Source organism: Amycolatopsis thailandensis (genome assembly GCF_002234405.1).
Classification (GTDB): domain Bacteria; phylum Actinomycetota; class Actinomycetes; order Mycobacteriales; family Pseudonocardiaceae; genus Amycolatopsis; species Amycolatopsis thailandensis.
Genome location: NZ_NMQT01000134.1, coordinates 75,403 through 94,881, shown reverse-complemented (window position 1 = coordinate 94,881; position 19,479 = coordinate 75,403). Strand labels below are relative to the sequence as shown.

Here is a 19,479-nt window from a genome sequence, read left to right as displayed (position 1 = left end):
CGGCACCGACGCCTCAACCGGTCACATCTCGAAGCGATAGCCCATGCCCGGTTCCGTCAGCAGGTGCCGCGGCCGCGAGGGTTCCGGTTCCAGCTTCCGCCGCAGCTGCGCCAGGTACACCCGCAGGTAGTGCGACTCGGTCTCATACGTCGGCCCCCACACCTCGTGCAGCAGCTGCTTCTGCGCCACGAGACGCCCCCGGTTGCGCACCAGCAGTTCCAGCACGCCCCATTCGGTCTTGGTGAGGTGTACTTCCTTGCCGTCCCGGCGCACCTTCTTGGCCGCCAGGTCGATCCGGAACGAGCCCGTGTCCACCACCGCGTCCGCACCGTCCACACTGGACGTCGCCGAGCGGCGGACGGCGGCACGCAAGCGCGCGAGGAGTTCGTCCATGCCGAAGGGTTTGGTGACGTAGTCGTCGGCGCCGGCGTCGAGGGCCTGCACCTTGTCGGCCGAGTCGCCGCGCGCGGACAGCACGATGATCGGCACCGTGGTCCAGCCGCGGAGCCCGGCGATCACCTCGGTGCCGTCGAGATCCGGCAGGCCGAGGTCGAGCACGACGACGTCGGGTTTGGTCTCGGCGACGGCCTTCAGCGCGGCCGTCCCGTCGTGCGCGGTGATCACCTTGTAGCCGCGGGCGGACAGGTTGATCCGCAGGGCTCGCACGATCTGCGGTTCGTCGTCGACGACCAGAACGGTCGCCGACGCGGTGTCGGCGCTCATCGCACTCGCTCCTCCTCTTCGCTTTCCAGGCCCTCGTCGTCGAAGGCGAGGAGGCTCTTTTCCGGATCCTGACCAACATATGCGGGCAGCGAGATGACGACGGTGAGCCCGCCGCCCGGCGTGTCCTCCGCCCGGATCCGCCCGCCCATCGCCTCGGTGAACCCCTTGGCGACCGAAAGCCCCAGTCCCACGCCGGGCACGCTGTCCCGGTCTCCCCCGAGCCGCTGGAACGGCGCGAAGGCCGAGTCCGCGGTGCCCTTCTTGAGCCCGCGCCCGTGGTCGATGATGCGCAGTTCGACGTGGTCCGAATGCGTGCTGGCCCGCGCCGCGACCGGTTCGCCGGACGCCCCGTGCCGCAGCGCGTTGTCGACCACGTTCGCCACGACCCGTTCCAGCAGGCCGGGGTCGGCGCACACCGACGGCAGCCGCGAGTCGATCGCCACCACGACCGAATCCGAGTTGTCCACATTGGACAGCGCGTGCGCGACGACCTCGTCGTAGCCGACAGGGCGCAGGTGCGGGCGGACGGCGCCGGTCGCCAGCCGCGACGAGTCGAGCAGGTTGTCGATCAGCCCGGCGAGCCGGTCCGCCGATTCCTCGATCGCTTCGAGCAGCTCGTCGGTGTCCTCTTCGGACAGTGAGATGTCGGTCGCGCGCAGGCTGCCGATGGACGCCTTGATGGACGTCAGCGGGGTGCGGAGGTCGTGTCCCACGGCCGAAAGCAGGGCCGTGCGCAGTTCGGTCGCCTCGGCCTTGCGTTCGGCGCGGACGGCCGCCTTCGCCGTCCGCTGCTGCCGCAGGGCCAGCAGTGCCTGCCCCGCGACGGCTTCGAGCACTCCCCGGTCCGACGCGGGCAGCGCGCGGCCCCGCAGCGTCAGGTGGACGTCGGCGGTGACGGCGATGTCGGCGTCGGCCTGGTCCGGGTCGGCGCAGGGATCCGTGCCGGCGTTCGCGACCCGTTTCCACTTCCCGTCCCGCTTTTCCAGCAGCGTCACCGAAGTCATCCCGAAGTTCTCGCGGACCTTCTCCAGCAGCCGCTCGATCGGGTTGGTGTGCGTGAGCACGGTCCGCGCGTAGGACGCGAGCAGCGCCGCCTCGGTCCGCGCCCGCGCGGCCTGCGTCGCGCGCCGGGCGGCGGTGTCGACGACCGCCGCGACGAGGATCGCCACCAGCACCATCGCGACCAGGGTGATCACGTTGCGCGGTTCGTGGACGGTCAGGTTGTACAGCGGCGGGGTGAAGAAGAAGTTCAGCAGCCCGGCCGAGACCACCGCCGCGAGCAGCGCGGGCCCGAGCCCGCCCACGAGCGCGACCAGCACCGTCGCGAGGACGTAGTCGATCACGTCGGTGGAGAAGTCCAGTTGATCCCTCAGCACGACGCCGAGCAGCGTCGCCAGCGCGGGCAGCACCAGCGAAAGCGCCCAGCCGGTCAGCCTCCGTGATGGCGTCAAAGGGCTCCGGTTGAACCGGGCGCGCAGCCGTCCGCCCGCCTGGGCGTGCGTGACCATGTGGACGTCGATCGGGCCGGACCGCTGGACCACGGCCGCGCCGATGCCCTCGTCGAACAAGCGCGCCACCCGCGAACGCCGCGAGGTCCCGACGACCAGCTGGGTCGCGTTCACCCCCTGCGCGAAGTCGAGCAGCGCCGTCGGAACGTCGTCACCGACGACGGTGTGGAAAGTCGCGCCGACCTCCTCGGTGAGCTTCCGGTACTTGCCGACCGCCGTCGGCCCCATCCCGGCGAGCCCGTCCCCGCGCAGGATGTGCAGCACCTGGAGTTCGGCGCCCGCCCGGTTCGCGATGCGGCTCGCGCGGCGGATCAGCGTCTCGCTCTCCGGGCCGCCGGTGATGGAGACGACCACCCGTTCGCGTGCTTCCCACGTGTCGGTGATCTTCTGCTCGGCCCGGTACCGCTGCAACGCCACGTCGACCTGGTCGGCGACCCACAGCAGCGCGAGCTCCCGCAGCGCCGTGAGGTTGCCGGGCCGGAAGTAGTTGCCCAGCGCCGCGTCGATCCGCTCCGCCGGGTAGACGTTGCCGTGCGCCAGGCGCCGCCGCAGCGCCTCGGGCGTGATGTCCACCAGCTCCAGCTGTCCGGCCCGCCGCACGACCTCGTCGGGCACCGTCTCCTGCTGGGTGACGCCGGTGATGCGCTCGACGACGTCGTTGAGGCTCTGCAGATGCTGCACGTTGACCGTGGAGAGGACGTCGATCCCGGCGGCGAGCAGCTCGTCGATGTCCTGCCAGCGCTTCTCGTTGCGCGAACCCGGCACGTTGGTGTGCGCGAGTTCGTCGACGACGGCGACTTCGGGGGCGCGGGCGAGCAGCGCGTCGAGGTCCATCTCCTCGAACTCGTGGTCCCGATGCTCGGACCGGCGGCGTGGCACGGTTTCGAGCCCTTCGACGAGCTCCGCGGTCTTCTTGCGCCCGTGCGTCTCGACCAGGCCGATGACCACGTCGGTGCCCCGGTCGAGGCGGCGTCGCGCCTCGCCGAGCATCGCGTAGGTCTTGCCGACGCCCGGGGCCGCGCCGAGGTAGATCCTCAGCTCACCCCGGCGCGGCTTGGTCGTGTTCTCGTCCACGTCTGTCAGTGTGCTCCTCCGGCCGCGTCGCGCACGGCCAAGTTGACCTTCAGCACAGTGACGCCCGGCGCGCCGATCCCGGCGCCGCTCGTGTTCTCGGCCACGAGCTGCCGGACCTTCTCCTCCGGCAGGCCGGTGTTCCGCGCCACACGCGGGATCTGCAGGTCCGCGTAGGCGACGCTGATCGCCGGATCCAGCCCCGATCCCGACGTCGTCACCGCGTCGGCGGGCACCTGCGACTCCTGGACACCTTCACGGGCGGCGACGATCTTCTTGCGCTCGCCGATCGCGGCGACCAGGTCCTCGTTGTACGGGCCCTTGTTCGAGGCACCGGAGGACGACGGGTCGCCGGGGCCGAGAACGTCCTTCGATCCCGCGGACGGGCGGTTGTGGAACCACGGGTCCTTGGCCGGGTCGGCCGCGACCGGGTCGACGCCGATCAGCGACGAACCGACGGCTTGCCCGTCCTGGGTGATGATCGAGCCTTCGGCGTTGTCGTGGAGCCCGGGGATCCGGGACACCGCCCACACACCGAGCGGGTAGACGACGCCGAGGAGCACGGTCATCACGAGCAGGACGCGCAGCCCGGCGAGGGTCTGCTTCAGCAGTGCGTTCATGGCGTTACCCGATTCCAGGGATGAGACGGACGAGCAGGTCGATCAGCCAGATCCCGAGGAACGGGCTGACGATCCCGCCGAGGCCGTAGACCAGCAGGTTCCGGCGCAGCAGCGCCGAGGCGGACGACGGCTTGTACCGGACGCCGCGCAGGGCGAGCGGGATCAGGCCGACGATGATCAGCGCGTTGAAGATGACCGCCGACAGGATCGCCGACTTCGGCGTCGCCAGCTGCATGATGTTGAGCGCGCCGAGCTGGGCGAAGATGCCGGTGAACATCGCGGGCAGGATGGCGAAGTACTTCGCGAGGTCGTTGGCGACGCTGAAGGTGGTCAGCGCGCCGCGGGTGATCAGCAGCTGCTTGCCGATCTCCACGATCTCGATCAGCTTCGTCGGGTCGGAGTCGAGGTCCACCATGTTCCCCGCCTCCTTGGCGGCGGAGGTCCCGGTGTTCATCGCGACGCCGACGTCGGACTGCGCCAGCGCGGGGGCGTCGTTGGTGCCGTCGCCGGTCATCGCGACCAGCCGCCCGCCCTCCTGCTCCTTCTTGATCAGCGCCATCTTGTCTTCGGGTTTGGCCTCGGCGAGGTAGTCGTCGACACCCGCGTCGGCGGCGATGGCCTTCGCCGTCAGCGGGTTGTCCCCGGTGATCATGACGGTCTTGATGCCCATCGAGCGGAGCTGGACGAACCGCTCCTTCATCCCCGGTTTGACCACATCGGACAGCCGGATCACGCCGCGCACGAACGCTTTCGCGCCGTCGTACTCCGCGACCACGAGCGGGGTCCCGCCCTGCTGGCTGATCTCGTCGACGACACGCTCGGTCTCGTCCGGCATGTCGCCGCCGCGTTCGCGGACCCACGCGCGCACGGCGGCGGTGGCGCCCTTGCGGACCTGGCGTTCCCCGATGTCGATGCCGCTCATCCGGGTCTGCGCCGTGAACTCGACGAAGTCCGCGAGTTTCTCGTCGTCGGACGCCGTCTCCGCGAGACCGTGTTCCCTCGCGACGAGTTCGACGATGCTGCGCCCTTCCGGGGTGCCGTCGGCGAGGCTGGACAGCCTGGCCGCCTTGGCGATGTCGTCCACAGTGGACGCGCCGACCGGGATCAGTTCGGTGGCCTTGCGGTTGCCGAAGGTGATCGTGCCGGTCTTGTCCAGCAGCAGCGTCGAGACGTCGCCGGCGGCTTCCACCGCGCGGCCGCTCGTCGCGAGGACGTTGCGCTGAACCAGCCTGTCCATCCCGGCGATACCGATCGCGGACAGCAGGGCGCCGATCGTCGTCGGGATCAGGCAGACCAGCAACGCGGTCAGCACGATCACGGACTGCTGGCTGCCGGAGTAGCCCGCCATCGGCTGCAACGCCACGACGGCGAGCAGGAAGATGATCGTGAGCGTCGAGAGCAGGATCGTCAACGCGATCTCGTTCGGCGTCTTCTGCCGGGAAGCGCCTTCCACCAACGCGATCATGCGGTCCACAAAGGACTCGCCGGGTTTGGTGGTGATCTTCACGACGACGCGGTCCGAGAGCACCGTGGTGCCGCCGGTGACCGCGCACCGGTCGCCGCCGGATTCGCGGATGACCGGGGCCGACTCGCCGGTGATGGCCGATTCGTCGACGGTCGCGATGCCTTCGACGACGTCGCCGTCGCCCGGGATGACCTGACCCGCCTCGACGACCACGAGGTCGCCGACGCGCAGATCGGCGCCCGGCACGTTCTCCTCGTCGCCGTCCTCGGTGAGACGGCGCGCGACGGTCTCCTTCTTGCTGCGCCGGAGGGTCTCCGCCTGCGCCTTGCCCCGGCCCTCCGCGACGGCCTCGGCGAGGTTCGCGAACAGGACGGTGAACCACAGCCAGATCGTGATGAGGATGGTGAACACGCTCGGGTCGGTGATCGCGAAGACGGTGGTCAGCGCCGAGCCGACCCAAACCACGAACATGACCGGGTTGGCCAGCTGGTGCTTGGGGTTGAGCTTGCGCAACGCCTCCGGAAGGGAGGTCAGCAGCTGACGCGGGCTGAAGATCCCCGCGCCGACCCGGCCGGTGTTCTCCACGTGATGCTGTGAAGTCTCCTCTGGAGTGCGTTCCTGTGTCATGGTCATGCCAGTGCCTCTGCTATCGGCCCGAGCGCGAGCGCCGGGATGAAGGTGAGGGCCGCCACGAGCACGATCGTGCCCGCGAGCATCGTGCCGAAGAGCGGTCCGGTGGTGGGCAGCGTGCCGGCGGTCTCCGGGACCTTCCGTTGCGAGGCAAGGGATCCGGCGAGGCACAGCACGGCGAGGATGGGGATGTACCGGCCGAGCAGCATGGCCACCGACAGCGACGACTGGAACCAGTCGTTCGTCACGGTGAGCCCGCCGAACGCGCTGCCGTTGTTGTTGCCTGTCGACGCGTAGGCGTAAAGCACCTCGGAAAGGCCGTGCGCGCCCGAGTTGGTCATGGCGGCCGGGGTGTCGGCCAGCATCAGCGCGATCCCGGAGCCGAGCAGCACCACGGTCGGCATCGCCAGCATGGCGACGGCCGCGCAGGTGACCTCGCGTTTGCCGAGCTTCTTGCCCAGGTACTCCGGCGTCCGGCCGACCATCAGCCCGGCGAGGAACATCGCGATCACGGCCATCACGAGGATGCCGTAGAGACCGGTGCCCACCCCGCCCGGCGAGATCTCACCCAGCAGCATGTTGAGCAGGACCCCGCCGCCGCCGAGCCCGCTGTAGCTGTCGTGCGCGCCGTTGACCGCGCCGGTCGACGTGCCGGTGGTCGCGGTGGCGAACAGCGAACTCAGGCCGATGCCGAAGCGCTGTTCCTTGCCCTCCAGGTTCGCCCCGGCGGCCAGCGACGCGGGGCCGCTCGCGTGGGCTTCGGAAAGCCACGTCACCGCGAGCATCGCGGTGAACAGCGTGGCCATCACCGAAAGCAGGACGTACCCCTGCCGGGTGTTGCCGACGAGCTTGCCGAACGTGCGCGTGAGCGAGACCGGGATGACCAGGATCAGGAAGATCTCGATCAGGTTGGTCCACGCGTTGGGGTTCTCGAACGGGTGCGCGGAGTTGGCGTTGAAGATGCCACCGCCGTTGGTGCCGAGTTCCTTGACGGCTTCCTGGCTCGCGGCGGGCGCGAGCGCGATCTTGCTGGTGCTGCCGTCGGGGTTGAGGACGTCGACGCCGCTCTTGAGGCTCTGGACGACGCCGAGCGCGATCAGCACGATCGCCGCCACGAACGCGATCGGCAGCATGATCCGGATCGTGCCGCGGGTCAGGTCCACCCAGAAGTTGCCGAGGCGGTCGGTCTTCGCGCGTACGAAGCCGCGGACGACCGCGACGGCGACCGAAAGGCCGACGGCGGCGGACAGGAAGTTCTGCACCGTCAGTCCGGCCATCTGCACGAAGTGACCCATGGTCGCTTCGGGGCTGTAGGACTGCCAGTTCGTGTTGGTCACGAAGCTGACGGCGGTGTTGAAGGCGACCGCCGGGGAAACCGGTTCCTTGCCGAGGCTCCACGGCAGGATCGCCTGGAGCCGTTGAAGCAGGTACAGGAAGACGACGGAGACGAACGAGAAGCCGATCACGGCGGACGCGTAGGTCTTCCAGTGCTGTTCCGAACCGGGGTTCACCCGGAACAGGCGGTACAGGCCGCGTTCGGCCTTGGTGTGTTTCTCCGAGGAGAACACGCGCGCCATGTAGTCGCCGAGCGGTTTGTAGACCGCGGCGAGCGCGACGAGGAGGAGGCCGGCCTGCAAGAGGCCGGCCATCGTGTCTGTCATTCCAGTCCCTCCGCGGGAGCAAGTACGTCGGGACGCATCAGAATTTCTCCGGCCTGACCAGTGCGATGAACAAATAGACGATCAGCCCCAGCGCCAGCAGTCCGCCGACGACGTTGGCCACGGTCCCCGTGCCGGTCACAGCTTTTCCAGACCGCGAAGGGTCAGGGCGAGAACCACGAATACGCCGATCAGGAGCACGGCGTAGAGCAAGTCGGCCACTAGGCACCTCTCAGGACAGGTCACCCCATCGGTGACCAGGACCCCGCAACACTGCGCCTGGTCAGACCGGTTCCGGTGATCGACTGACGGCCTCTTGATGCCCCGATCGGGTGCCTTTACGACTTCTTGACGCCTCGTGACGTGCCCCACAGACCGTGACGCACCGAGGACGGAGCGTGCAATTCGGGCAGACAAGCCGCGCGAAGCGTGTTACACCAGTGTTACCGATAGTTGTATGCGCTAACTAATCATCGGGAGGTAGCGATGTGCGGAATCGCAGGGTGGGTCTCCTTCGACACGGACCTGACACAACGCCGTGAGGTCGTCGACGCGATGACCGCGACCATGGCGTGCCGCGGGCCGGACGACTCGGGCACCTGGGTGCGGCCGAGCGTGGCGCTGGGTCACCGCCGGCTGGCGATCATCGACCTGCCGGGCGGCAGGCAGCCGATGGCCGAGGCCGGGCTGGCCGCGATGGTCTACAGCGGCGAGGCGTACAACTTCACCGAGCTTCGCGAGGAACTTCTCAAGCGGGGCCACAAATTCGAGACCGACAGCGACACCGAGGTCGTGCTCCACGGCTATCTGGAGTGGGGCGACGAGGTCGTCGACCACCTCAACGGGATGTACGCCTTCGCGATCTGGGACGAGCGCGAAGAGAAGCTCGTGATGATCCGCGACCGCATGGGCATCAAGCCGTTCTACTACTACCCGACGTCAGACGGCGTCCTCTTCGGCTCCGAACCGAAGGCGATCCTCGCGAACCCCTTGGCGCGCAAGGTGGTCGACACCGACGGCCTGCGCGAACTGATGTCGATGACCAAGACCCCGGGCTGGTCGCTGTGGAAGGGCATGCACGAGGTCGGGCCGGGCACGATCGTCACCGTCGACCGCTCCGGGATCCGCACGCGGACGTACTGGAAGCTCGACGCGAAGCAGCACACGGACGACCAGGAGACCACGGTCGAGCGGGTCCGCGAGCTGATGACCGACATCGTGCACCGTCAGCTGATCGCCGACGTGCCCCGCTGCGTCCTGCTCTCCGGCGGCCTCGACTCCAGCGCCGTCACCGGTCTGGCCGCCGCGCGGCTGGCCGAACAGGGCGAACGGCTGCGCACGTTCTCGGTCGATTTCCAAGGCCAGGAGGACAACTTCCAGCCGGACGAGATGCGGGACACCCCGGACTCGCCCTTCATTCGCGACGTCGCGCAATTGGTCGGCTCCGACCATAAGGACGTCGTGCTGAACCCGGCCGAGCTCAGCGATCCCGAGATCCGCCGCAAGGTGCTGACCGCGCGGGACATCCCGGCGGGGCTCGGCGACATGGACACGTCGCTGTACCTGCTGTTCAAGGCGATCCGCGCGGAATCCACGGTGGCGCTTTCGGGCGAGTCGGCCGACGAGGTCTTCGGCGGGTACCGCTGGTTCCACGACGACGCCGCGGTGAACTCGGGGACCTTCCCCTGGCTCGCTTTCCGGACGGGGCTCACCAGTGAGCGGGGCGCCCTCCTGCGGGAAGACGTCCGGGACAAGCTGGACCTGACCGGCTACGTCGCCGACCAGTACGCCACCGCCGTCGCCCAGGTCGAGCACCTCGACGGCGAGAGCGAGCAGGACCGGAAGATGCGGACGGTCTGCAACCTCCACCTGAGCCGGTTCGTGCGGATGCTGCTGGACCGCAAGGACCGGGCGTCGATGGCCGTCGGACTCGAAGTGCGGGTGCCGTTCTGCGACCACCGCCTCGTCGAGTACGTCTACAACACGCCCTGGTCGCTGAAGACGTTCGACGGCAGGGAAAAGAGCCTGCTGCGGCACGCCACGAAGCATGTCCTGCCCGCTTCGGTGCGCGACCGGGTCAAGAGCCCGTATCCGTCCACACAGGACCCGGGCTACGCGGCGGCGTTGCAGCAGCAGGCCAAGGAGGCCCTGACCGAACGGGACAACCCGGTGTTCTCACTGGTGGACCGGGACTGGCTGCACCGGGCGTCCGAAGTGGATCCGGCCACGATGCCCTCGGTTCAGCGCACCGGGATCGACCGGGCGCTGGACCTCTACCACTGGTTCGACCTGTACCGGCCGGAACTGCAGCTGGATTGAGCCTCTGGTCCGCCGCCGTCTCAGCGACGGCGGCGGACCGTTCCCCCGACCGCGGCGCCTCCGAGGACCGCGGTCGCGGCGAGCAGGATGCCCGTCTCCGTCCATTGGAACCGCCAGAACCGGTCGACGGGCTGGTAAACGGTGAAGTCCCGGTAGCCCGCGGCCTCGGCGCACGCGTTCTTCCCCAGTCCCCGCGGGCAACCGGGCACCTCGTCCAGTGAGTTCATCTCGCGGCCGTCCGGCCCGACTCTGCCCACCTTCACGATCAGCGCCCCCACCGTCGCCGGATCAGGGCCGGTCGTACGTACCGGCTCGGCGTAGTGCGGCCTCAGCAACAGCAAGGCGATCGAAGCCGCGAGGAACACCGCGACCGTGATCGCGATGGCGGGCAAGGTCTTGCGCACGAGCACCCCGGCCGCCGAACCGAGCGCGAAGGCGAACAGCCACCACGCGGCGGGCGCGACCCCGACAGCGCCGAAGTAGGACGTCTCGGCGAAGGACTCCGCCTTGCCGGGGAACATTTCCAGCCACCCGCCGAACATCTGCCCCGAAGCGAGTCCGGCCAGGACAGCGCACCCGGCGAGGACGCCGAACTTGACGCCCAGCCAGCGGCCGCGGCTCACCGACTGCGTCCACGCGAGCTGATGGGTGTTGCGCTCGTATTCCCTGGCCAGCAGCGGCGCGCCCCAGAAGACACCCGCCAGCAAGGGAATGAACGGCACCATCACGACCAGTGGGTAGATCTGCTGATAGAGGTCCTCCAGCCCCGCGTCGTACTCTCGGCACGGGATGCCGCCTCCATGGCAGTACATCGAGGTCTTGCCGTTCGAAGCGTCGATGGCGGCCTGCCCGGACAGGAGCAGGATCCCGCCGACCACGGCCAGGAACCCCAGGGTGACGAGCAGCTGGGTCCGGTGCTGCCGCCAGGTGAGCCAAAGCAAGAACTTGTGCCTTTCTAGGAGCGGCGTCGGATGGCGAAGGTCGCGGCGACGGCGAGCAGGAGCGAAACGCCCGCCAGGATCGCGGCTTCGGTCCACTGGAAGCGCCAGTACCAGTCCTGGGGCAGGACCTTGAGCGCGGTGATCTCCCCGGCGGCGTCCCTGATCATTTCGAGGACCCGGCCGGTGGGTTCCTTTCCTGCCCCTAGGGTGACGAGTTCCGGTTCGGCGTAGAGGTCGCGGACGTTGGCCACGCCGATCATCAGGCCCACCGTCACCGCGATGGTGACCGCGATGGCGGGCAGGGTCTTGCGGATCAGCGCGCCCGCGGCGGTGCCGAGCACGAACCCGAAGAGCCACCACGCGCCGGGCGCGACGCCGGTCATCGCGAACAGGACCGGATTGTCGAAGCGGCTGGTGAAGGCGGTGTCGCCGCGATCGGTCGGGAAGACGTCCACCCAGCGCTGCATCATCGTGCCGAACGCGAGACCCGCGAGCGTGGCGAGGACGGCGAGGAATCCCAGTTTCACGCCGAGCCAGCGGAACCGTGAGATCGACTGGGTCCAGGCGAGTTTCGTGGTGCCGCGTTCGTATTCGGCCGCGACCAGCGGCGCGCCCCAGAAGACGCCGATCGCCACCGGGACGACCTGGAGCCAGGAGAGATAGGTGTACAGATCCGCGAACAGCTTGGCCGGGTCCGGACTGTCCGCCGCGGCGTTCCCGTTGACCAGCAACAGGATCCCGACGGCGACGAGCAGTCCCGCCGTGATCAGCAGCTGCATCCGGTGCTGGCGGTAAGTGAGCCAGAACATCGTTCCCCCTACGCCGAGGCCAGTGTCGGGCGAGGCAGGCTCGCGGATTCCGGTCGCCGCAGGTAGGCGAGCACGAGCTCCTCCAGGTTCGCCGGCCTCTCGGTCCACTGTGGACCCAGGGGAACCGGTTCGGTGCGGGCGAAGACGGTCGCCTGTCTGCCCGCCCGGGCCTCGTCGACGACAGCGACGCGGGTGGCCAGCGCGTCGGTCTCCTCGACAGGCCCGGAAAGGATGCGGTGCCCGGCGACGAGTTCGTCGATGTCGCCGCTGACCTGGACGCGGCCGCCGTTGAGGACGATCAGCCAGTCGCAGGTGTTCTCCAGATCCGAGACGACGTGCGAGGAGAGCAGGACGGTCATGCCGGTATCCGCGACCGCCTCCATCAGCCCGCGCATGACCTCGTGACGGGCGAGCGGGTCGAGGTTCGCGAGCGGCTCGTCCAGTACCAGGAGGTCCGGGCGTTTGGCGAGCGCGAGGGTGAGCGCGACCTGCGCGCGCTGCCCGCCGGACAGCTTGCCGACCTTGTGTTTCAAGGGAAGCCCGAGTGAATCGATGCGCTTGTGCGCGAACTCGTCGTCCCAGCCGGGGTTGAGCCGCCTGCCGAACTTGAGCATCTCGGCGATGCTGAAACCGGGGTACAACGGCTTGTCCTGAGCGAGGAACGCGACGGTGCCCTGGATCGAGACCGAGCCGAGGGTCGCGCCGAGCAGCCCGACCGCCAGGTGGAGGAAGGTCGTCTTGCCCGCGCCGTTGGGGCCGACGAGGGCGACGACTCGTCCTTTCGGGACGGACAGCGAGCAGTCGCGCAGCGCCCATTTGCGGTGGTAGCGCTTGCCGAGACCGGTCGCCTCGATCACGGGTTTGTCAGTCATGCCGTTCGCTCCCCTCGAAAGCCGTCGACCACTACCGAGGTGAACAGTGCCTCGACGTCTTCGGAGTCCAGTCCCGATTCCCGCGCGTCGCGGACCCAAGCCCCCAGGCTCTTCCGCAACCGCGTGCGCTCGGCGAACGAAGCGCCTCCGAGCGTCTTCTGGACGAAGGTGCCGAGACCGGGCCTCCCCTCGACGAGCCCTTCGCGCTCCAGCTCGCGGTACGCCTTGAGGACGGTGTTGGGGTTGATCGCCAGTTCGGCGACCACTTCCTTCGCCGTCGGCAGCCGGTCCCCCGGCTCCAGCAGCCCCAGGCGGAGGGCGTTCTTGACCTGCTGGACGAGCTGGACGTACGTCGCGACGCCCGAGCCCTTGTCCAGATGGAAGGTGACCACCGGCAACACCCTTTCACTAATTAAGTAGTGAAAGGGTGCAGGCAGGTGGCCGCTCTTGTCAAACGCCGAAAACCGTGAAGGCCTCCCCGATGGAGTCCATCGAGGAGGCCTTCACGGAAAACCCCAGCCCCAGTCAAGAAGAAGCGCCAGTTCGACGACACGGGGGAAGACGTCGAGCTGGCACTACCCCCAACCCCCACCGCCGTCAGAAGGCGGTGCCTGTGCAAGTTGAAGGTGCCCACCGTCGTACCGGAACCGAATGGGGGGTCCTGCCCGTCTTGTTGGTTGGGCACGGTTCCGGCGACGGGTCCTCGGTGGACACCTCACAAGGATCACGGCGGCCGGATGCAGGGCGCTTGCACTACGCTTGCAGGCTCTGACGAGGTGAGCGGAGGTGGCCGGGTGGAGTTCCGCGTCCTCGGCGCCGTCGAGGCGTGGGCCGGTGGCGATCCGGTCGATCTCGGCTCGCCCAAACAGCGGCTCGTACTGGCTGTTCTGCTGCTGGAGGCGGGCAAGCCGGTGCCTCGCGACCGGATCATCGACCTGCTCTGGCCCGAAGAACCGCCGGCGAGTGCCCGGAACACCGTTCAAGCGCTCGTGTCCAGGCTACGCGCGGTGTTCCGCGGCGCGGGCGGGCCGGAGATCGTCTCCGAGGGGACCCGGTACCTGCTCAAGGTCACCCCGGACCAGGTCGACCTGCACCGCTTCACCGGCCTGACCGCCCAAGCCCGCGAGGCCGACGACGAGACCGCCGTGGAACTCCTGGACGAGGCGCTCGGCCTGTGGCGGGGCGAAGCGTTGTCCGACGTCGTGAGCGGCGAGGTCGCCCAGCGGCTCCGCGGTGGCATGAACGAGGAACGCTGGACGGCGCTGGAGGATCGCGCCGACGCGCAGCTGCGGCTCGGCCGCGGCAGGCAGGTCCTCGCGGAACTGACCGAGCTGGTCGCCGCGCATCCCCTGCGGCAGCGGTTCGTCGGGCAGCTCATGCTCGCGCTGCACCGCGAAGGGCGCACCGACGACGCTCTCGAGGCTTTCCGCGCCTTGCGGGGCAGGCTCGGCACCGAACTGGGCCTCGACCCCTCGGCCGAGCTGCGACGACTGGAAACCGCCATCCTCGCCGCCGATCCCGCCTTGGAACCCACGGCGGCCGCGACCCGGCCGGAGCCGGTCCGCCCGGCACAGTTGCCGCACGACGTCCGCGGCTTCGCCGGGCGGGCGTCCGAGTTGGAGCGGCTCGACGAGGCGACCCGGCACGCGGGCGAAGGCACCGACATCTGGGTCATCAGCGGGACAGCTGGCGTCGGCAAGACCGCGCTCGCCGTCCGCTGGGCTCACCGCGTCCGCGACGCGTTCCCCGACGGCCAGCTCTACCTCGACCTGCGCGGCTTCGATCCCGACCACGAACCGCTCACCCCGGCTGTCGCGCTCACGCAGCTTCTGCAGGCGCTCGGCACCGCGCCCAAGGCCATCCCGCCGGACACCGACACGCGGGCCGCGCTTCTGCGGTCCCTCCTCGCCGACAGCCGGGTCCTGCTGGTCCTCGACAACGTCCGCGACACCGGCCAGGTGCTGCCGCTGCTGCCGCCGTCGGGCACGGTCCTGGTCACCAGCCGCCAGCGGCTCGGCGACCTCATCGCCCGGACCGGCGCCCGCGCGCTCCCGCTGTCGGTGCTGCCCGCCGAAGACGCGCGGCATCTGCTGGAAGCCGTGCTCGGCAGCGAAACCGTCGCCGCCGAAGCCGTCGCGGCCGCCGAGCTGGCCCGGCTGTGCGGGCACCTCCCGCTCGCCCTCCGGATCGCGGCGGCCAACCTCGGCGCGAGCGGCGAACCCGAGATCGCCGAACTCGCCCGCGAGCTCGCCGGTGGCGACCCGCTGACCGAACTGACCGTCGACGGCGCCGAGGAAAGCGCCGTGACCACGGCGTTCGGCGTCTCGTACCGCGCGCTTCCCGAGGAACACCGGCTGCTGTTCCGGCGGCTCGCGCTCGTCCCCGGCCAAACGTTCACCGCTCCCGCCGCGCAAGCGCTGACCGGTGTCCCGCATTCGAAGGCGAACCAGCAGCTCAAAGCGCTCGCCGCGGCGCACCTGGTCGAGCGCTACACCCCGGGGCGCTACCGGTTCCACGACCTTCTCCGCAGTTTCGCGGCGGGCCGCACGTTGTCGGAGGACACGAAACCCGAACGCGACAGCGCGGAGAGGCGGCTGTTCGAGAGCTACCTGACCACCGCCGACGCCGCGGGCCGCGTCCTCATCCCGCATTTCCTGCGCCTGCCGCGCGAGGAACCGGAAGACAAGCCCTTCGGTGACACCGAAGAGGCTTTGGCCTGGCTGGACGCCGAGTGGCCGAACCTCGCCGCGGCGGTCGAGCAGAGCGCCGAACACGGTCCACCGGAGTTCTCCTGGCACCTCGCCGACGCGCTCCGCGCCTTCTTCCACCAGCGCGGTCACCACGCGGAATGGATCGACACCGCGTCGACGGCGCTCAAGGCCGCCCGACGCAGCGGCGCCGGGCAGGCGCAGGCCGCGATGCATCTGAGCATCGCGCTCGCCTGCGTCAACAGCGGCCGTTACGACGAGGCCCGCGAACACCTGACGAGCGCCTTGCGCGGGGACCTCCTCGACGGCTGGGACGCCGGCCGCGCGGCCGTGCTCAACAACCTGAGCGCGGTGCACCAGCGCCTCGGCGACCCGCAGGAGGCGATCCGCTGCGGGCTGGAATCCCTGCGGCTGTGCGAAGAACTGAACCTGCCGGGGATCTCGATGGCGTTGGCGAACCTCGGGTTCCCGTACTGGCAGACCGGTCAGCTCGACGAGGCGCGCGCCAACTTCACCCGCGCGCTGGCGGTCGCCGAACGGGACGGTGCCCGGTTCAGCGTCGCGGTGTTGCTGGTCGACCTCGGCAACGTGCACCGCGACCTCGGTTTTCCCGACGACGCCTACGACTTCTACACCCGCGCGCTCGCCGCCAACCGCGAACTCGGCTACACCTACGGCGAGGCGACGGCGCTGTCCGGCCGGGCCGTGCTCGAAAGCGGGCGCGATCCGAGCGAGCAGAACCGCACCGACGCGCTCGAAGCCGTCGAACTCACCCGCAAGATCGGCGACCGGGGCACCGAAGCCTGGACGCTCGTCGGGCTCGGCGAGGTCTGCCTGCGGCTCGATCTGCCCGAGGAGGCCGCCGAACATCACCGGCTCGCGTTGTCGATCGCCCGGACGACCAGCTTCTTCTGGTGCGAGGCCGCCGCGCGGACCGGGCTCGCGGAAACCTTGCTGCGACTGGGAAAGCACGCCGAAGCCCGGACACACGGCGAACTGGCGCTGGAACTCGCCGCACGGTCCGGCTACCGGCTCGTCGAGGAACGCGCGAAACTGATCCTGGACGAGCTCTAGCCGCGCGCCTTCTCGCCGGACGACCTCACGCTGCCGGCGATCGCCGCCATGATCGCGGTCAGGATCGCGAAGATGACCGTCAGCGCCACGGCGACGCCGTTGCTCTTGTCGAAGCCGAAGATCCACCCGAGGTGGACGCTGAAGGGCGTGCCCCACAACAGCGACGCCGCCACGAAGATCGCCAGTACGTAGAGCGCGCAAAGCGCGGACAGGGTCCACGCGCCGGCGATCCGGCGGGCGAACGTGAATCCCGCCGCCACCGCCAGCGCCCCGGCTCCGACGACACCACCGATCAGGTTCTGCACCACCGGGCCGGACACGTGATCGGCCGACTCGGTGGCGTAGACGACGTTGTAGAGCGTGAACCAGACGACCATCCCGACGGTGAGCAGCGCCAGGCTGCCCGCGACCACCGCCGCCGTGGCGTTCACCCTCGGTTTGAGCGGGCGGCTGTACGGGGCGAACCCTGGCTGCGGTGTGTTCGGCTGCATCCGGGCTCCTCGCGCGTTCCGGCGGCGCGAACCGCCCGCCCGTCATGGTCGGCGATCACGTTAGCGAGGGTCTCGCGGTGGCCGTGGGTCTTTGGCAGCAACCTGCTTTCGGGGTGCCCAGGCAGCCGAAGACGTGACTCGCGTGCTTGAAGACGTGACTCGCGTGATCCGACACGTGACTCGCGTGTTTGAAGCCGTGACTCGCGTGATCAGAGCCGGATCTCGCGTGCTTGAAGCCGGAACTCACGTGATCAGACGGCGAACTCGCGTGGCTGGAGGGACGACACTCGTGATCAGACGGACGACACTCGTGACGGGATGGACGACACGTGTGTTCCGACGGACGACACCCGGCTAGCCCCGGCCGCGCTGGTGTCGTCCGGCTGGTCACGCGTGTCGTCCGGCTGGTCACGCGTGTCGTCCGTCTGAGCACGCGAAACGGCCAGGTGGTGCGGTGGTCGTAAGCGTGACTCAGGCTCGGACCTCGTCCACGCGGACCGGGCGGCGTTCGCGCCGGGAGACCTCGCAGGCCTCGGCGATGTAGAACGCCTCCAGTGCGTCCGCCGCTCCGCACGGGCTCGGCGCGCGACCGGCGGCGACGTCGAGAAAGGCCTTCAGCTCACTGAGGTACGCGGGCCGGAAGCGCTCCATGAATCCGGGGTAGGCCGGGCCGGGCAACGGCTGAACGCCCGGTTCCACCGAGGTCAGCGGCGTTCGATCGTCCAAGCCCACCACGGCGTTCCCCGCCGAGCCGAGCACTTCCAGCCGGACGTCGTAACCGGCGCCGTTGTAGCGCGTCAGAGAAACCACCGCCAGCGTCCCGTCGTCGAGCGTCAGGGTCGCGGCCGCGGTGTCGACGTCACCGGCGTCGACGAAGAACTGCTCGCCCTTGTTCGCCCCGATCGCGTAGACCTCGACCACCTCACGGCCGCTGACGAACCGGACGACGTCGAAGTCGTGCACTCCGCAGTCACGGAACAGGCCACCGGAATGCGCGACGTACTCCGCGGGCGGCGGCGCCGGGTCCAGCGTGGTCGCGCGCAAGGTGTGCAGCCAGCCGAGTTCGCCCGAGGCCACCGCCGCCTGGGCGGCCGCGTAGCCCGCGTCGAACCTGCGCTGAAAGCCGATCTGCACCGGGACGTCCGAGCCGGAGATCTTGTCGATCACCGCGAGGGTGCCCGGGATGTCGGCGGCGACCGGCTTCTCGCAGAACACCGGGATCCCCGCGTCGACGGCCTTGAGGATCAGCTCCGGATGCGCGTCCGTCGCCGCCGTGATCACCAGACCGTCCAAAGAGGACGCGAAGAGCGCGGGGATGTCCGCGGCCGCTTCGACGCCGATCTTGGCCGCGGCCGCCGCCGCGCGCCCGGCGTCGACGTCGGCGACGACCACGGACGAAACCTCGTCGAAGCTCTTCAAGGTTTCGGCGTGCGAAGTGCCGATCCGGCCGGTGCCGGCGAGTCCCAACCTCATGTCGTTACCTTTCCAGAGCGGCGGTGGTCGAACGGACCACCAGCGACGGGTGCAGCAGATGCCGGACCGGTTCGGTGCGTTCACCCCGGACCCGTTCGAGCAGCGCTTCGACGGCCAGCCTGCCCATTTCGGTGCGCGGCTGGTCCACAGTGGTCAGTGAAAGGTGCTTCAGCGCTGCCAGCGAGGTGTTGTCGTAGCCGACGACGGAGACGTCTTCGGGGACCCGCAGGCCCGCCTCTTCCAACGCGGAGATCGCGCCGACGGCGTTGAAGTCGTTGCCCGCCAGCAACGCTGTCGGCAATCCCCCGAGGGGAGGCTCGCCGAGCAGTTCGTGCACGGCCTTCTCGCCCGCCGTGTCGGTGTGCTCGCTGCGCACGATGTGCGGGTGCAGCCGATGCCGCCGCATGGCCTGCTGATACCCCCGGCGCCGGGCCGCCGCGCCGGCGGCGACCCCACCGTCCAGATGGGCGATCCTCCGGTGCCCCAAGGAGACCAGGTGATCGACGGCGAGCGCGGCCCCCGCTTCGCCGTCGTCGTTCACCGTGTCCACCCCCGGCACACGCGAGGTGCGCGACACCAGGACGACGGGCCCCTGCGCGGCCGCCTCCTCGATCGCCGACGCGGGAACCACGGGAGACAACAGGATCACCCCCGCGGGCCGGAACGACAGCAGACTCTTCAGCGCGGCACGCTCGCGCGCGGGGCTGCGGCCGCCGGTGTTGAGGATCAGGTGGAATCCGGCCGCTTCCGCCGCCGCGTCGAGCCCTTCGACGACGTCGGCGAAGAACGCGTTGCGGAGATCGGAGACCATCACCCCGAGCACGGTCGACGTCCGGCTGGCCAGTGACCTGGCCATCGCGTGCGGCTCGTAGCCCAGTTCGTGCGCCGCGCACAGCACCCGCGTCCGCCGTTCGTCGGAGACGTTCGGCGCGTTGCGCATCACCAGGGACACGAGCGCACGGGACACCCCCGCTTTCGCGGCGACGTCCTCCATGGTCGGTCGTGCCATTTCATCCTCCCCCTGCCCTTGACTTTGCTGTGACGGACGCTACATGATTAGAGCGCTCTAATCAATAGAGCGCTCCAACCGATCCCCGCACTCGCCGCAGGAGGCCGC

15 protein-coding genes are annotated in these 19,479 nt (G+C 69.4%); 2 read left to right on the top strand and 13 right to left on the bottom strand.

Annotated elements, in window-relative coordinates; genetic code table 11:
• Positions 1 to 21 precede the first annotated feature (21 nt).
• Genes CFP71_RS35060 through kdpF form a run of 6 tightly spaced genes read right to left on the bottom strand, consistent with a single transcriptional unit; the run spans position 22 to position 7,817 of the window.
• Positions 22 to 723 (bottom strand): response regulator, encoded by a 702-nt coding sequence (locus CFP71_RS35060; protein ID WP_005154857.1) that lies wholly within the window; start codon positions 721 to 723, stop codon positions 22 to 24.
• A complete protein-coding gene (locus CFP71_RS35055; RefSeq protein ID WP_093938234.1) occupies positions 720 to 3,305 on the bottom strand; it encodes a sensor histidine kinase in 2,586 nt (861 codons plus the stop codon). Before CFP71_RS35055 ends, CFP71_RS35060 begins: the two co-directional genes overlap by 4 nt.
• Before the next feature lie 5 nt (positions 3,306 to 3,310).
• Positions 3,311 to 3,922, bottom strand: a complete 612-nt coding sequence (locus tag CFP71_RS35050) for a potassium-transporting ATPase subunit C (protein WP_093938233.1) — start codon at positions 3,920 to 3,922, stop codon at positions 3,311 to 3,313.
• A 4-nt stretch (positions 3,923 to 3,926) separates the two neighbouring features.
• Complete coding sequence (gene kdpB / locus CFP71_RS35045) at positions 3,927 to 6,020, bottom strand: potassium-transporting ATPase subunit KdpB (protein WP_093938232.1); 2,094 nt, start codon at positions 6,018 to 6,020, stop codon at positions 3,927 to 3,929.
• On the bottom strand, positions 6,017 to 7,678 hold the full coding sequence (gene kdpA / locus CFP71_RS35040) for a potassium-transporting ATPase subunit KdpA (protein ID WP_093938231.1): 1,662 nt from the start codon (positions 7,676 to 7,678) through the stop codon (positions 6,017 to 6,019). The genes kdpB and kdpA overlap by 4 nt, the downstream gene beginning before the upstream one ends.
• A 37-nt stretch (positions 7,679 to 7,715) precedes the next feature.
• Positions 7,716 to 7,817, bottom strand: a complete 102-nt coding sequence (kdpF, locus tag CFP71_RS35035; protein WP_020630647.1) for a K(+)-transporting ATPase subunit F — start codon at positions 7,815 to 7,817, stop codon at positions 7,716 to 7,718.
• 344 nt (positions 7,818 to 8,161) lie between these two features.
• Between kdpF and asnB the strand changes: the two genes are divergently transcribed.
• A complete protein-coding gene (gene asnB / locus CFP71_RS35030) occupies positions 8,162 to 9,994 on the top strand; it encodes an asparagine synthase (glutamine-hydrolyzing) (protein ID WP_093938230.1) in 1,833 nt (610 codons plus the stop codon).
• 20 nt (positions 9,995 to 10,014) lie between these two features.
• On the opposite strand, the gene CFP71_RS35025 is transcribed toward asnB, so the two are convergent.
• The 4 genes from CFP71_RS35025 to CFP71_RS35010 are packed head-to-tail and all read right to left on the bottom strand — an operon-like array spanning position 10,015 to position 13,008.
• Positions 10,015 to 10,935, bottom strand: coding sequence for an ABC transporter permease (locus tag CFP71_RS35025; protein ID WP_093938229.1), 921 nt, complete (start codon positions 10,933 to 10,935; stop codon positions 10,015 to 10,017).
• 14 nt (positions 10,936 to 10,949) lie between these two features.
• Positions 10,950 to 11,744 (bottom strand): ABC transporter permease, encoded by a 795-nt coding sequence (locus tag CFP71_RS35020; protein ID WP_093938228.1) that lies wholly within the window; start codon positions 11,742 to 11,744, stop codon positions 10,950 to 10,952.
• Positions 11,745 to 11,752: 8 nt separating this feature from the next.
• The gene (locus CFP71_RS35015) at positions 11,753 to 12,616 is read right to left on the bottom strand and encodes an ABC transporter ATP-binding protein (protein ID WP_093938227.1); all 864 of its coding nucleotides are present in this window, start codon (positions 12,614 to 12,616) and stop codon (positions 11,753 to 11,755) included.
• Positions 12,613 to 13,008: a GntR family transcriptional regulator gene (locus CFP71_RS35010; protein WP_093938226.1), complete on the bottom strand. Its 396-nt coding sequence runs from the start codon at positions 13,006 to 13,008 to the stop codon at positions 12,613 to 12,615. The genes CFP71_RS35015 and CFP71_RS35010 overlap by 4 nt, the downstream gene beginning before the upstream one ends.
• A gap of 402 nt (positions 13,009 to 13,410) precedes the next feature.
• On the opposite strand from CFP71_RS35010, the gene CFP71_RS35005 reads away from it, so the two are divergent.
• On the top strand, positions 13,411 to 16,398 hold the full coding sequence (locus tag CFP71_RS35005; RefSeq protein WP_093938225.1) for an AfsR/SARP family transcriptional regulator: 2,988 nt from the start codon (positions 13,411 to 13,413) through the stop codon (positions 16,396 to 16,398).
• On the opposite strand, the gene CFP71_RS35000 is transcribed toward CFP71_RS35005, so the two are convergent.
• The 3 genes from CFP71_RS35000 to CFP71_RS34990 all read right to left on the bottom strand — a co-directional run bounded on the left by CFP71_RS35000 (position 16,395) and on the right by CFP71_RS34990 (position 19,371).
• Entirely contained in the window at positions 16,395 to 16,889 is a 495-nt protein-coding gene (locus CFP71_RS35000) for a hypothetical protein (protein ID WP_093938224.1), read from the bottom strand. The genes CFP71_RS35005 and CFP71_RS35000 overlap by 4 nt on opposite strands.
• 471 nt (positions 16,890 to 17,360) lie before the next feature.
• Entirely contained in the window at positions 17,361 to 18,362 is a 1,002-nt protein-coding gene (locus CFP71_RS34995; RefSeq protein ID WP_093938223.1) for a Gfo/Idh/MocA family protein, read from the bottom strand.
• Between the two features lie 4 nt (positions 18,363 to 18,366).
• A complete protein-coding gene (locus CFP71_RS34990) occupies positions 18,367 to 19,371 on the bottom strand; it encodes a LacI family DNA-binding transcriptional regulator (RefSeq protein WP_093938222.1) in 1,005 nt (334 codons plus the stop codon).
• Positions 19,372 to 19,479: the final 108 nt, after the last annotated feature.